The 12898-nt window shown below is 67.0% G+C and carries 13 protein-coding genes; 3 read left to right on the top strand and 10 right to left on the bottom strand.

Annotation, left to right across the window (positions count from 1 at the left end):
• Window positions 1-11: 11 nt before the first annotated feature.
• The 4 genes from K8Z49_RS25525 to K8Z49_RS25510 form a co-directional block, all read right to left on the bottom strand.
• The gene (locus tag K8Z49_RS25525; protein ID WP_021591125.1) at window positions 12-1304 is read right to left on the bottom strand and encodes an amidohydrolase family protein; all 1293 of its coding nucleotides are present in this window, start codon (window positions 1302-1304) and stop codon (window positions 12-14) included.
• Window positions 1305-1336: 32 nt separating this feature from the next.
• Window positions 1337-1966 carry an aspartyl/asparaginyl beta-hydroxylase domain-containing protein gene (locus K8Z49_RS25520; RefSeq protein ID WP_412515408.1) on the bottom strand — a complete coding sequence of 210 codons (630 nt, stop codon included), beginning with the start codon at window positions 1964-1966 and terminating at the stop codon, window positions 1337-1339.
• 422 nt (window positions 1967-2388) lie between these two features.
• The gene (locus tag K8Z49_RS25515) at window positions 2389-2565 is read right to left on the bottom strand and encodes a DUF4357 domain-containing protein (RefSeq protein ID WP_412521161.1); all 177 of its coding nucleotides are present in this window, start codon (window positions 2563-2565) and stop codon (window positions 2389-2391) included.
• Between the two features lie 18 nt (window positions 2566-2583).
• On the bottom strand, window positions 2584-3495 hold the full coding sequence (locus K8Z49_RS25510; RefSeq protein WP_412515407.1) for a hypothetical protein: 912 nt from the start codon (window positions 3493-3495) through the stop codon (window positions 2584-2586).
• Window positions 3496-3808: 313 nt separating this feature from the next.
• Here K8Z49_RS25510 and K8Z49_RS25505 point away from each other — a divergent pair, with 313 nt between their 5' ends.
• Window positions 3809-4039, top strand: coding sequence for a hypothetical protein (locus tag K8Z49_RS25505; protein WP_412515406.1), 231 nt, complete (start codon window positions 3809-3811; stop codon window positions 4037-4039).
• A gap of 9 nt (window positions 4040-4048) precedes the next feature.
• Here the strand turns inward: K8Z49_RS25505 and K8Z49_RS25500 are convergent, their stop codons facing one another.
• Genes K8Z49_RS25500 through K8Z49_RS25480 form a run of 5 tightly spaced genes read right to left on the bottom strand, consistent with a single transcriptional unit; the run spans window position 4049 to window position 10697 of the window.
• On the bottom strand, window positions 4049-5323 hold the full coding sequence (locus tag K8Z49_RS25500) for a hypothetical protein (protein ID WP_412515405.1): 1275 nt from the start codon (window positions 5321-5323) through the stop codon (window positions 4049-4051).
• 10 nt (window positions 5324-5333) lie between these two features.
• Window positions 5334-6560, bottom strand: a complete 1227-nt coding sequence (locus K8Z49_RS25495) for an OmpA family protein (RefSeq protein WP_412515404.1) — start codon at window positions 6558-6560, stop codon at window positions 5334-5336.
• Window positions 6557-7453: a hypothetical protein gene (locus K8Z49_RS25490; RefSeq protein ID WP_412515403.1), complete on the bottom strand. Its 897-nt coding sequence runs from the start codon at window positions 7451-7453 to the stop codon at window positions 6557-6559. Before K8Z49_RS25490 ends, K8Z49_RS25495 begins: the two co-directional genes overlap by 4 nt.
• A 32-nt stretch (window positions 7454-7485) precedes the next feature.
• Complete coding sequence (locus K8Z49_RS25485) at window positions 7486-9714, bottom strand: hypothetical protein (protein WP_412515402.1); 2229 nt, start codon at window positions 9712-9714, stop codon at window positions 7486-7488.
• Entirely contained in the window at window positions 9714-10697 is a 984-nt protein-coding gene (locus K8Z49_RS25480) for an AfsR/SARP family transcriptional regulator (RefSeq protein WP_412515401.1), read from the bottom strand. Before K8Z49_RS25480 ends, K8Z49_RS25485 begins: the two co-directional genes overlap by 1 nt.
• Window positions 10698-10802: 105 nt before the next feature.
• On the opposite strand from K8Z49_RS25480, the gene K8Z49_RS25475 reads away from it, so the two are divergent.
• Window positions 10803-11003 carry a DUF397 domain-containing protein gene (locus K8Z49_RS25475; RefSeq protein ID WP_412515400.1) on the top strand — a complete coding sequence of 67 codons (201 nt, stop codon included), beginning with the start codon at window positions 10803-10805 and terminating at the stop codon, window positions 11001-11003.
• Between the two features lie 44 nt (window positions 11004-11047).
• Here the strand turns inward: K8Z49_RS25475 and K8Z49_RS25470 are convergent, their stop codons facing one another.
• Complete coding sequence (locus K8Z49_RS25470) at window positions 11048-11926, bottom strand: helix-turn-helix domain-containing protein (RefSeq protein ID WP_412515399.1); 879 nt, start codon at window positions 11924-11926, stop codon at window positions 11048-11050.
• Between the two features lie 405 nt (window positions 11927-12331).
• On the opposite strand from K8Z49_RS25470, the gene K8Z49_RS25465 reads away from it, so the two are divergent.
• Window positions 12332-12706, top strand: a complete 375-nt coding sequence (locus K8Z49_RS25465) for a hypothetical protein (RefSeq protein ID WP_412515398.1) — start codon at window positions 12332-12334, stop codon at window positions 12704-12706.
• Window positions 12707-12898: the final 192 nt, after the last annotated feature.

Here is a 12898-nt window from a genome sequence, read left to right as displayed (position 1 = left end):
GCCCCGTCTGGTCAGGCGGACCTGCTGATCTCCGGCACGTCCGGCCCGTCCAGCCAGTGGCGGCCGGGTACGCCGGACGTCGTCAGGCTCGTGCTCGGGCGGGACGCCTCGTCCCGGCCCAGTTCCGAGGGGAGCGGCCCGATGCGCCGCGCGACCGCCATCAGCTCCTCGCGGTCGAAGCCGAACATCTCCACGGCCGCCTCGCCCAGCATCACCCGGGTGTCGTCCTCGGGCACGTCGGCGAACATGTGCGTGAGCCACTCCCGGGTGTGCGGCCAGGAGCCCTCCGGGTGCGGGAAGTCGTTGCCCCACAGGATGTTGCGCACGCCGATCTGGTGACGGTCGGCCAGCTCCCGGCGCTTGGCCGTGGAGCCTCCGACGAAGCAGTTGGCGTCGAAGTACTCGCTCGGCCGCCGCTTCATGTGCGCACCGAAGCTCGCCAGCTTCTTCGTCCCGTGCTCGCGCTCGAAGGCCACGTCCATCTGCCAGAGCATGTTCGCCACCCACCACAGGCCGCACTCCTGCGCGCCGAACCGCAGCCCCGGGAACCGCTCGAAAACGCCCGTCCAGATAAGGAACCACATGGGGCGCGCCGACCACCAGGAGACCTCGGTCGCGTACAGGCCCAGGTGCATGCCCAGGTCCTCGCCGGGGGCGGCGCCGGCGTGGGTCTGGACGGGCAGGCCCAGCTCCTCGCAGACGGCCCACACCGGGTCGTACTCCGCATCGTGGTACGGACGGTTCCCGTGCCCCCAGAGGGAGGGGATCATGATGCCGCCGCGGAGGCCGTCGGCGTGGGCCCGGCGGATCTCGGCCACCGCGCCCTCGACGTTCCCGACCACGGGGGCGACGATCACCCCCCGCCGTCTGGCCGGGCTCTGCCGGCACAGCCCGGCCAGCCACCTGTTGTGCGCGCGGGCGCCGGCCAGCGCGAGCTCGGGATCGTAGTCGGCGCCGGACATGCCGATGCCCGCCCCGAAGGGCACCGCCGTGGTCGCGGCCACGGCATCGGCGTCCGGGAAGATCACCTCACCCGCGACGCCGTCCCCGTCCAGCTCCCGGTCCCTGCGCTCGGCGTCCCAGCTGGCCCGCAGTCCCTCGTCGTTCTCCTCGTACCACTCGCGGACGAACTCTTCGTTCTGCGTCTCCTTGCGCATTCCGGCGGTCGACTCCTGCCATTGCAGGTAGAGGTCCAGTTGCGGGTGGTACCTGCTCTCAAGGAACTCCCGGTACTGATCGGTCCGCAGCCCGGCATGGGTGTCGGAGGAAATGATCAGGAACGGGGTGCTGGTGGCTTTCTCCACGGTCTCTCCTCATGTCCGATGCGGGATCGGGTTCACGCGGCGGGGACGGCCGCCGCGTTCAGGCGCCGCAGCAGCATGCGGCCGTAGAAGAAGCGCAGAACGAACGCGAAGGAGCGGTTCGCGAGGTGCTGTCTCCTCGGCATCGGCCGCAGCACGTCCACGATCAGCACCACTCGCCGTTCCGCGCAGTTGTTGATCACTTCGTGGTTCCAGCTGTCGTCGAACAGGACGCTCTCCCCGGCCCGCCACGTGTGCACGTGATCGCGGATCCTGATCTGCGGCGGGTCGTCGTCGGGCACCTCGATGCCGAGGTGGTACCGCAGGTAGCCGTAGTAGGGACCGTTGTGCGCGGGAATCGACTTCCCGGGATCCAGGATGGAGAAGCTCGCCTGGAACAGGTTCGGAACCTTCCTCAGCGCCGCGATCGTTAGGGGGCACAGCGCCGCGTTCTCCTCCGCCACTTCGCCCATCGAGTACAGGTAGAACATCCGCCAGTCGTGGGGCGTGGTCGCGGATATCCCGCGCTGGAGCGGGTCGAGTTCGTGGTAGGTCGGCATGACGGCGTCCCGCCCGGAGGCGACCAGGAACTCGCCCCGGATAGCGTCGAATTCCTTCTCGACCTCACGCAGTTCGGGAAGCGTCTCGTCGATGTCGAATACCACCGGGCGCTCATCACCTCCGGCGGTACCCAGAAACCACAGGTTCAGGCGTTTTTGGAGACGCGTGACCGTACCCGAGAGCACCGCCAGCATGCGCCTTTCGATTGCCCATGGCACCGTAGCCATACGACCTCCACCGGAGCGCACCAAATTCATGAAACCGATCGCCGTGGCGACTATAAGCGTGCCCACCCCAAAAACAACCCCCCATGGCAAGAACTCGCCACCCCCACCCCGTCGCACACGGGCACAACACCCCACTCCCCACCGGATGGCGAACCGGCGAGATCTTCCGCTGGCCGTGGCCGCCGAACGCTATGGCGTGAGCGTCGAGCTGATGCGCTGGCGGATCAACATGACGGGAGCCTGCCGTCGCGTAGACGCTCGTAGGAGGTCATCGATGGGGAGAAAGACGAGTCCGACGCTCACTCTCTGGAGGGCGAATCGAGGCGCGCTCGCAGGGCGCCGAGTGTGACTCTGCCGGATTCGGTCTCCGTTGCCCAGAAGGACCACCCGTTGACGGAACCACTGGTGACGTAGTCCGCCGCGCCCGACGGGCTGTTGAAGGATCGTCCGCCGTACTCGATGCGGCCATCCGGCAGGACCGTCGCTTCGGCTGGTCAAGCCCTGCTGGTAAAGACGAGTTTCGCATGCGCTTGAAGCAGGCCGGCCCTTAAAAGATCTTGTACTGTTCCTCGGATCACTCGCCTCGCAGGCTTGCTGGTCGATGTCCGTGCGGCCGGGACGGTCAGTTCGTTCTTTCCCGACGTCGCAGTTGGCGTCGGGTCGTAGCCGAGAAGGCGTAGAACACGGACGAACGGCATGACGCAGGACTCGAGCATCTGGCGGTCGTGCGGCGGCAGCGTCTCATCGACCGGACGGCGAATATTGTGGAGACGGGCGTTTGCCGCCGCATGCAATAGGTCGTACAGGCGCCCTTCCAGCCACCCGACCTGAGCTGAGTGGAACCCGTATTTGGTGTCCCTGCGGACGAGTACGGCGCGGGACCAGTGGTCCTTCTGGCTGAGGTGGGTCGACAGGCGAGACTTGATGCCTGCGGGAGCCTTGCCCACGTAGCCGCCCCATGTTCCACCCGGAGCGGCAGGGTCAAGGAGGACATAGACGCCAGGTACGTCCCAGTCGGAACCGAGAGACCTGGCCCCCTTGCGCTCCACGATGGCTACGCACAGGGCGACGTGATCGATATAGACCTCGATCGGATCCTGAGCCGAGTCAGGGATGACCACGTTCGCCGACAGGCTGTCAGCAGCGCCGATCTTCAACCTTCCCTCCAAGCTCTTTGCGAGCATCGTACGGCCGAAAGGAGGGTAGCGTCGCTGCGTCCGATCTCTCGCCTGTTGTAATCCGGTTCGACCTGCTTTTGTCAACCATTGGGAAGAATCGGTTGAGCGAGAGAAGCCGCTGATGGGGGGCTGAACGAGTTCTTCGACCGTGAGATCTTCGGCGCCCACCGACGCGAACGCCTGCAGGCGCTTCTCGCCCAGATGCACGGCGAGCATCTGGACGAGCACCAGATACCGAGCTGAAGGCGGAGCGGGCTGGCTCCAGGAACTCCAGGAGAGGGCGCCCGTCCGCCCGGCGCCCGAACTGGTGGATCTGCAGCGCGATGTCGCGAACGTAGTGATCGGTTCCGGTCGAGCCGGTACCGGGTGTACCCCTACGGGATGCACCCCAGGCCGGCTCCAGCCCCCACCCCACCCAACGCCCGCCCAACCACCCCATCCCGCTTCAATATCCATCGACGGGGCGCCAGCTTCGCCGTCCGCAAGACCTCTGTCGACCCGCTGACCGACCTCGAGCACCGTCACCCTTGCGGGCCGCGACGTGACCGGCCTCATCCCGGCCGAACGCACCCGCCGGCGCCGCGACCGCGTCGGCATCGTCTTCCAGCGGCCGAGCCTCCTGCCGTCCCTGACCGCCCTCGACCAGCTGACGGTGGTGGCCCAGCTCTCCGGTGGCTTGGTTCGTTGGTCGCTATCCGAAACGGGTCAGCCTCTTATGCTCCGCCACTTCAGCAACCCTCTCACCGATGTCCCCCCGACCTCGCCCCGGTGAGATAGGCCCTCAGGACGGGCCTGGTGGCAGGGCCAACGGGGGCTTCGCCGCCAGGCCCGGTACCGAGGTCAGCTGACGGGCATACTCGGCGTCCAACAGCCGCTTGCGTGCCTGAAGTGCGCTGGGGTCGCGCTCGTCCAGGAGGCGACAGATCTCCAGGAGCGCACCCATCTCCATCTGCGGCTGGGGGATGTTACTGAACTCGGGTTCGATCACGTTGCCGTTCGCGGAGCCGCTGGGCATGTTGGCCGTGACATTGCCCGTCATGCGGTGCAGCGAGCGGATTCGCAGGACGAAGCCTTCCCATGCCGAGAGCATCTTGATGCGCAACAGGCCGATGAGGTCGTCGCGGAGCGTCCGGAGGTTGCTCCAGGCGGAGGCGTAGTCGCTGATCAGCTTTGCGGCCCGGCGTGAACGCCGCAGGTAGATGCGGCGACGCCACCACAGTTCGCGCCTGGCGGAGGCGAGGCTCTCCGAGGCCGGGTCGGAGGAGTAGGCCTTCACCATCATCGCGCCGAGCGACAACATTATGATCAACAACATGACCGAGGCGATCGGGTAGCCCTCCGACGGCGGTCGCACGTACTTCGCGCGCAAGCCGGCCCATACGCCCACGACCAGCAGCAGCATCACGACGAAGCAGATCGGCAGCAGCCGCCAGAGGGCGCGCATGATCCAGCGGACGAATGCGGGCAACTGGTTGCTGGCCGCCGTCGCGCGCCACGCTTGCAGAGGCCCGAGCAGGAGTTCGCCGGAGGCGGCGATGATGACCGCAAGAACCACTCCGGGGACGATCGCGGCGGTCCGCTCCCAGATGTGGACGAACCAGCCGGGCGCGGTCGCCGCGTCTCCCGTCTGCGAAGTCAGATAACGAAAGACCTGGTTGAAGTAGTAGACGTCGAAGAGGCCGATGCCCACGATCGCGGGCCAGCGCACTTTGCGCAGCCAGGGTGATCGACGCTCGCCCCGGGCCGCGTCCGCCTCGGCCTGCCGGACGCGGGACGCGGCCTCGCGCAACTGTCCCTCATCCAGCATGGTCTCCATGGCGGCGAGCTCGCGGTCCGCGCGTGCCCAAGCTGAGTTCGCCTCCTCCCGGCGCAGCGGCAGCCTCGGGTCGCCGCGGACGTCTTCGTAGCCGCTGCGCACCGCCGTCAGCAGCGCGCGCATCTCCGCGGCGTCCACGTCCTCGGCGGCGCGCGCACCGTTTTCGTGCGCCTGCGCGACCAGTTCGCGGACACCGCACACACAGCCTGATGGGCATTGGGAGAGCGGGTCATCACTCATATCAGGAACCTCAGGTGTAGACGGAGATCTCGACGCGCCTGTTACAGGCCATCGCGATCGGGTCGGGGGCCCCGTTCTTGTACTCGGGCGTGCAGGCGGGGTCCTTCTCCCCATGGCCCTGCGCTGTGAGGCCGGTGACACCCCTTGTCTCCAGCGCGCGGAGGACGTTCTCGGCACGACTTATCGAGAGCTTTCGGTTGTGGGAGGGGGTGCCGGTCGAGTCGGTGTAGCCGGCGATCTGGACTTTTGTGTAGCGGACGTTCTCGAGGTATTTGAAGATCTCCGCCAAGGCCTGCTGGGACCGTCCGGACGCCAGCTCGGCGGAGTCGACGTCGAAGAGCAGGGATGCAGGGATGGTCATGATCGCGGGGTTGCCCGGCTGGACCTTGATATGCGGCATCCTCACCTCGGCGTCGTCCGGTGGTGTGGCGGCCCCCGCCTCGGTTTGGACCGGTGCCTGAGAGTCGGGTTCCTCGCAGTCCGCTCCGGTCGCTGCGCACAGCTTGCGCCAGAGTTCGACGAGCCAGGAACGGTCCGGAGTCTTCACGTCGGACCACCCCGCCCCCGGATAGCCGAGCCCCAGAAAACGGACATGGAAAGTCTTGTCCAGCTTGGGCAGCTCTGGAGCGCACCCGCGCACCATGCCTTCGATCGCGGTGAGATCGTCGATCGGCGCGGCGCGCAGATCGGCGCAGCCGGTATTGCTCAGTCCGTCAGTGGCGATGTACACCCGCTTGTCGCCCGGGTAGCGCCGTACCTGGTCCGCGCCTTGAGCGAGTGCGCGCAGCACGTCGGTCTGCGACCGGGACGGCGGTGCCGCCAAGACTTCGGCGAGGTTCTGCTTGAAACAGGCGCGAGCGTCCTTGATGTCGTTCGAGGTGCGGGTTTCGTCGGTGCTCTTGCCCGGCGTCAGCTTCTGGAGCCTCCAGTCCACCGACCCGCCGAACACCCCGGCGCTGATCAGGACATCGCCCTCGTCAGGGAACTTGGCGGCCAATAGCGCGTTCCAGTTCTGCCGTGCCTTGCCCTTCTTGACGTAGCCCGAAGCCGAGCCGTCGGCGAGTAAGACGGTGACGTCCTTGGCCGGCGTTTCGCCGGTCGGTTGGGTGAGTACTTCCTCGCACCGGGCTTTGGGCGGGGCGGAATCGGTGGCCTTGGTCCCTGAGCCGCCCAGCAGAGCCTCCGTACTGCAACCGCTGAGGAGGAACACCGCGAGCAGGGGAAGCGCCTTCTTCACGAGGAACCCGCCTCCCCTTCCGAAGAGGAGAACAACGAGTCGGCGCCGCCTTCCGGCTGCGCGATGCCGAGCAGTTCGTAGGTCTTGCTGAGCGCGCTGTCGGTGGCGAGCGCGAACTCCAGCAGGTCCATCCGCTCATGTCCGTCCGCCACCTGGGCGACCGTCTCGACAAGCTTGGCGGCCTCGTCCCTGCGGTCCTTGCGCATCTGGAAGAGGGTGGCCGCGACCTGGTTCGGGTGCTGAGCCATGAGGATCGCGTACGGGGTCTCCCACATGGGCAACCCGTCCTTGATGAACTTGCTCCATATGGTCCGGAGCTCGCCGAGCCGCTGCGCGGAGTACTCGCTCTGGTCGTAGCGCGCGTTGAACTTCACCTGTTCGATGACGGCCGTGCGCTGCAGGTCCCGGATCTCCGGGTCCATGTCGACGCGGAGCCGCACAGAGCAGTCCACATGCACGCCGTCGACGTCCTGGAGACCCGTCAGAGCCCGCGTTACGGCCTGCTGTGCCTCATCGAGGATCACCGGTTCCGCGGCGCCCGGACGGAACGGTGGAAAACGCCGGGCGGCGGAACGGACCGAGGCCTTGATCTCCGCTGTCAGGTCCGGCACCCAGAAGTCGATCCTCGCGGTGAGACGTTCCCACGGCAGAGCGCCGGTCGCGCAGAAGCACAGCTCGGCCGTGATACGGAAGTCGTACGCGTCGCCCTTGGCGGGCGTCGTGAACTCGATGATTCTGGTGTTGCGTGCAGTGTCGGTCGCGTCCAGCTGCGGCGCTGGAGTTCTCGTGTCATGTGCGAAGTAGTCGCTCAACGCGCCGTGTACCAGCCCGCTGAACCATCGCCGGAAACGGCCGCGCCGCGGACGGGAGGGATCGGGTGTCGATTCGGCCATGGAGCCGCTCCTTGATAGGGGGAAAGGGGTGATCAGTCGTCGCCACTGGCGACGCGGCTACTGCGGAAAGCCCAGATGCGCTGGTGGAATGTGAGGCTCTTGGCGAGTTCCTCGTCGGTCCGGATGTCAGCGACGATCTCGTCGATCAGTTTGCCGAGGTCGGGGTCGCCGACATCGTCCGCGCGCTCGACCCATCGGCGCAGCGCGTCCCAGGGGCGTTCGTCGCGGTGCCGGGGACTGAGCGCGTTGCGCCAGAGGCAGCCGACGGCCGCGCGGATCTCCGGCTGGGTGGCGGCCAGCTCAGCGAGGAGCGGCCACCCTGCTGTCTGGCCGTTGCGGCGGGAAAGGCTGACCAGCGTCCGGGACGCGGCCCGCCGCCACCGCCAGCGCGGCGACCGCGTCCACCTGACCAACTCGTGGATGACCTTCTCCTCCGCGCCGACGGTGAAGACGTCCAGAAGTGCCTGCTCCACAATGTTGGCGAGCCCCTTCTCGAACCGGTCGAGCGACTTGATGCGCCGCCCGTCCCAGCCCAGCACTTGGCCCCCGATGATCCGGCGCAGCCGCTGGAGCGCCTCGTCCGGGTCCTGCGCCCCGAGGAACGTGCCGTAGGCGGACGCTGCGGTGGCCAAGAGCTGGACGTTCGTGCTGCCGGCCCAGGAGCGCACCAGTCCTCGGACCCGCTTGGCGAACCGTCCGTCGGCGGCGAGCGCCAGTGCCTCCAGCGCCCACGAGCAGGTCTGCCGGGTGCGGAACCCGCCGTCGATCGCCCAGACGTGGAGCAGTTCGCGGACCACGAAATCGAAGTCGTAGCAGGCCAACTGCGCCGCGGCCTGGGCGGTGCGGACCCGCACGGCCGAATGAGGATGGTCGCCGAGCGGCCGGAGCCAGGCGGTGAGGGTGTCGCGCTCGCCCAGGTGGTCCTGCCAGATCGCCTGCAGCAGGTGCGTGGCGAGCCGCGGGTGGTTGAGCCGTACGAGTCGGCCCTGCCCGTCACCGGCCGGCTCGCCCACCAGTTCCACTGACTCCGACCAGTCGTTGCCGGAGCCGACGAACCAATCGCCCCGGTCTTCTTCGTCACCGCTCTTGTGCAGGTTGGCGAGGCGCCCTGCCTCCCGCGTGACCGTGCCCGCCGTCTGCCCGTCGAGCACGGTCGCGGTGATGAGGAACATCTTCTTCCAGAACTCATTGTCGACGAGCTGCTCGCGCGCTGTGTTCAGCTGGTCGGACGGCTCCCGCGTGGAGATCAGCCTGTCGTCGGGGAGCTGTTCCTCGACACCCGCCAGGATCTCGGCGGCCAGCGCCGCGGCGGCCCGGGGCGCACGGCACTGCCGTACTTCGTCCCAGATCGCGGGGACGGAGAGCAGTTCCTCGGTCCTTGCCGCGGTCAGCCGAGCTCCGAGGTGGCGGCGCACCACCTGGTCTGGTTGCGGTGGCTCGTGCGCCACCGTCCATCCGTCCAGCAGAGCGGCGGGCCCCGTGGGCGCGCTGGCGGTGACGATGATCAGAATGCTTTGCCGCAGGCGCAGCTCGGCCTCGATCGATGTGAACGACGCCAGGTCCGGAGTGGGGCCGTCCGGGGGCAACGGCAGCACTAGCGCGCAATCCTTCGGAATCGATTCCGAGCCGATGCCAGCCACACCCCGCTCGGATGCGACGAGGTGGACGTTGCCCTCGAAGGGGCGGCCAGTCCGCTGCAGGAAGAGCATCGCGGTGCCGATCGCTGTCGTCGTCCGGCCCGTGCGCGGGGCCCCCACATAGCACTGCAGCGGGGACCGTTCGAGCCGCTGGATCAGCTGGTCATGGCTGTCGGACTTCGCGAACGTCACCCTGAGCTGCCGGAGGAACGTGGCGGGGACGGGGCCGCGCCGCGGCAGCGCGGACGCCTCCTGGCCGAAAAAGTTGATCTTTTCGGCCTGATAGAGCCGCGGGCGGTCACCGGGCAGCTCGATCAGCGTCCGCAGACCCGCGACCCGCGCGGTGTGCGCGCCTCGGTCGTCGGTGGCGGACGATGAGCCCGGGTCGGCGTCCTCCAGTTTCTCGTCATCGCCTGCGTCAGGCTCATCGGCGCTGTCGGGCTCGCCGACTCCTTCGCTCGTGCCGGAACCCGGTTCGGTGGAGCCCTCCGGGTCCTGCCCCGTGGAGGATTCCTCAGCATCATCCAAGTCGACGACGGGCGGCGACTGCTCCCAGGCCGGCTCCGAGGGCTGGTCCGTGCGGCTCTCCTCGGCCTTCTCCTCGTGCGGCTGTGGCTCGTCCACTACTCGTCGGACCTCTCGTAATAGTCCACCTCGCTGGCGAACATCTGGACCCTCGGGTTGTCGCCTGTGATGAGGGTGTGGAAGAGGGCGCCGGCCTGCGCGGTCGCCTGCTCCTCGTCGGAGGGCTCCACCGAACCTTCCTGCGTCGGTGGCTGCGCCGTTTCGTCCTGCGTCCCTTGGCGTGTCGCGCGTTTCGGGAGGTCGAGCGCGGGGTCCTGGTTCATGATCTGCTCCTGAAGTTCGCGGGTCTTCACGTCGGGCGAGTTGCCGAGGGTTCGCAGTTCGTTGAAAAGGTCCCGGTAGACCGCGTCGGCGTCAGGCCGGCGACCGCAGCGGTAGTAGGCGAGCATGCGCATCCTTGCGATGGCCTGGTTCGCCTTCCCGCAGTCGCCGTTCTCGGCCAGCTGGTTCAGCTCGGGAAGGATCTGTTCGTGCCGACCGCAGGCGAGTTCCGCTCGCAGACAGGTGAGCAGCGCCGACTGGTATTCCTGCCGCCACGTCTCTGCGAGGCTCTCGAGCTGACTCTCGAACCCGCCGAAAGGGGTGCCGCCGCGGACACCGGGATGGGCTCCCCATTCGCTGAGCGCCAGCCTGCCGAGGCGGGCGCCCTCCATAGGGTCGTCGTCCTCCACGGCTGCGGCCTTGCTTTTGAGACGGAGGAAGCGAAAATAATCGATGTTCTCCCTCGGCACGTTCAACCGGTAGCCCTGCTCTCGCATCGTGACGAGAAGCCCCCGGGCTCCGGGGCAGGCCCGGTCGAATGCCTGGCGGAGGTTCTTGGCGTAGGTGTAGAGCTGCTGCCCGGCGCCCTCCGGTGTTCCTCCGGCCTCCCACAGCAACCGCAGCAGGGTTGCCTTGCTCACGGTGCCGCCCTGTACGGCGAGGGCACCCGCCATCAGTTGCTGCTTACGTTCTCCGAGGGACACGGGGGTGCCGTCTATCGTGACCCTGATCTGATTGAGTACTTTGACTTCAACTTCCATCAGATCGCCTCCAAGCCCCTACATAAAGGCTGCAGGAACGTCTGGCTGAATTGTTCTTAGCGGCGCAATGAAGGCGCCGAAGGGACAAGTGGAAGGAAAACCCCGATGTTCGGAATCGAGGACCGGAGCAAGCAGTTCCTGACGGCCTGCGAGGGCGGCGGGTCGTGTGTGGAGGTTGCCGACTACTACGGCTATGTGCTGATGCGCGACTCCAAGAACTCCGAGGGACCGCGTCTCGTCTTCAGCCGCAACGAGTGGACGGCGTTCTTGGTCGGAGCCAAGCGCGGCGACTTCGACCAGATCTGAGCACTCCTGGCCGGGGCCCGGACGGGCCCCGGCCTCGGCGGTTGTCATGCGTTCCGCTCTCGGAGTTCCCGGCCCAGGCCGTTCAGGAAGAGCCGTGCCTCGTCCTCCTGCAGGGCGAGGCTTTCCAGGCCGTCCCAGCGCTTCCGGTAGGTGTCCACATCCATTTCGCCCTTGAGATAGGTGTTCGCGTGGATCATTTCGATGCTCACGATGTCGTTTTCGTCGTCGTCGGGTGGCCCGTAGATGATGAACGAGTGCGAATAAGGGACTGTGGCCCGGACGCCGAAGGGCAGCACCCCGATCGATACGTTGCTCAGTGTGCTCAGGCTGCTGATGCGGTCGAGTTGGGTGGCCAGCACGGCCGGTGTGCCGGGACACCAGCGCAGGGCACCCTCGGTAATGAGGAACTTGAATGTCCGGCCTTCGTCGTAGAGCAGCAGTTGCCGGTCCAGACGGGCGGCCAGAGCCTCAGCGAGTTTGTCCCTCGAGTAGGGCACTGCGTCGAACATCGTGAAGACCAGCCGCGAGTACTCGGCGGTCTGGAGAAGGCCGGGCACGAGTGCCGGCTGGAAGACGCGGGTGATCCTGCTGGTCCACTCCAACTCCCCGATCTCGCTCTGCAGATGCGGCCGATGCTTCAACTCGGCCCCCCACCTTCTGACGTCGGTGTGGGCGGCCTCCGTCAGCGCGAGCACCCGCTCACGAGCCCCGTCGGAGGCGCCCACAGCCTCGGCCCACGCCCGCACTTCAGGCAGGGACGGCACGGTGGTGCCCGCTTCGATCCGGGACACCTTGGATTGGCTGATCTCTATCCGCCTGGCCAGTTCACGCCCCGTCAGGCCGGCGAGGTCCCGGATGTGCCGCAGTTCCCTTCCGAGCCGCTGCGGACCACTGGATCCAGTCCGCTCATGGCCGATTTCCATCGAATCCCCTAACACCACTACTCATCGCAATCGAGTCATCGCACCCTGAGGTGCTGGATTCGCTGTGATTCGTAGCGATTCAGACCTAAGCAGAGGTCGGTCCATGCTGTCAAGTGCTGGACGCCTCGTCTTTCGGCAGGTGGTGCACTTCCAAGATCGATAATAAAGGATCTTCGAAGCGAACCTCCGACCCGACTTGATTCGAATCGATTCAAGCCTCTGCGTCATAACCGTGACGCAGGGCACACATCGGATGAAAGGGTCATCATGGACCTCGGTCCCCAGGAACCATGGGATCAGCGGCGCCTACGTCCTCGCAAACGTGCGTTCGGCCTGGGCGTGGGGATGAGCGGTGCGTTCGAGGGGGTGCGTGGCCAGGGCACCGCGGCATGGAGGATGGCGATCGTGGCAGCGCTGATCGGCGCTGGCGGATCGATCGCAGGCGGGTTGATCAACGCGGGAGCCGCACTCTGGAACGCGCGCGACACCGCCCCGGCGTTCCGTATCGCCGATTCCTGCAGCCGCGAGGGCCAGATGCTCACCGCGATGTCGGAAGGTTTCGACCCTGGTGGCGAGTATGTCGTCGAGGTCCGTACGCCTGCCGGTCGTCCTTACAGGGGAAACTCGCTGCTCCGGGGAGTCGTCACAGTGAACGGCGACTTGGACTGGGTCTGGCGGTGCACAGGGCATGACAGGTCGGGTGTCTACCGCACTCGCCTCAAGAGCCTCCGCACTGGCGAACACACCGCTTGGGTGGCATTCAGCGTGAACATCACCTGAGCGGCCCGGTGGCGGTGTCAGCCTTCGATGAGTTAGCGGGTGGCCGTTTCGCGGAGATGGTAGTCGATGCCGGCGTAGGCGGAGGCCGCTTGTAGGGCGGCCATGGGGGAACTTGGCCAGCACCGGTGAATGGTCAGCGCCATCGCTACGGACGGCGTGCGTGGCCGCCCTCGGCCCTTGGACGCCGGCGAA

Origin of the sequence: Actinomadura madurae (genome assembly GCF_047130825.1) — a bacterium.
GTDB lineage: Bacteria > Actinomycetota > Actinomycetes > Streptosporangiales > Streptosporangiaceae > Spirillospora > Spirillospora madurae.
This window is presented reverse-complemented; position numbering and strand designations above follow the sequence as displayed.

Coding starts and splice junctions, on each gene's coding strand:
- K8Z49_RS25500 (WP_412515405.1), bottom strand. CDS start 5,323: ATGAGTGATGACCCGCTCTCCCAATGCCCATCAGGCTGTGTGTGCGGT.
- K8Z49_RS25490 (WP_412515403.1), bottom strand. CDS start 7,453: ATGGCCGAATCGACACCCGATCCCTCCCGTCCGCGGCGCGGCCGTTTC.
- K8Z49_RS25480 (WP_412515401.1), bottom strand. CDS start 10,697: ATGGAAGTTGAAGTCAAAGTACTCAATCAGATCAGGGTCACGATAGAC.
- K8Z49_RS25475 (WP_412515400.1), top strand. CDS start 10,803: ATGTTCGGAATCGAGGACCGGAGCAAGCAGTTCCTGACGGCCTGCGAG.
- K8Z49_RS25470 (WP_412515399.1), bottom strand. CDS start 11,926: ATGGAAATCGGCCATGAGCGGACTGGATCCAGTGGTCCGCAGCGGCTC.